This is a genomic window from Bradyrhizobium genosp. SA-3, from assembly GCF_004212635.1.
Taxonomy (GTDB): domain Bacteria; phylum Pseudomonadota; class Alphaproteobacteria; order Rhizobiales; family Xanthobacteraceae; genus Bradyrhizobium.
On the sequence record NZ_PSRT01000356.1, the window covers coordinates 1 to 469 of the forward strand.

The window sequence follows — 469 nt, forward strand, 5'->3', positions numbered from 1 at the left end:
GCTGCCGGGCTCGCGCGCGATCACAAACCGCAACAAGGGCGCTCGGCCAAGCTCGATGCGGTGCTGGCGCGGATCAAACCGATCCTTAAGCTGCGCGGCGCCAGGACCATCAGACCCGTCCAGCTCGACCTCGCTCACCTCCAGCGATGCGTGGCGCCACACCACCTGCGCCGGGCGCGACAGCCCCTCCCAGACGAACGAGGTGCGCAGAATGTCGTGCCGGTCCACCACCCGCTGGACCGCAGCAAGATAGCGCTCCAACACGCCACGGTCGGCAAACGCCATCTGCGAGACCAGCAGGTACGGATCGCCCTTTGTCGCCAACAGATGATGGAACAGGATGCCGTCCTGCAGCGGCGACAAGCCATAAATGTCCTGGATGTTGCCGACCCCGCCGGGCACTGTGGCGATGATCCGGTCGATCTCGCCCTGCGCCAGCTCAATCAGCGGCAACATCTCTGGCGTGATC

1 protein-coding gene is annotated in these 469 nt (G+C 65.5%); it reads right to left on the minus strand.

Translation table 11 applies throughout. The features are described from left to right. Positions 1-469 (minus strand): condensation domain-containing protein (locus tag CWO91_RS42450; protein ID WP_130221201.1); only part of this gene is annotated, 469 nt, incomplete at both ends.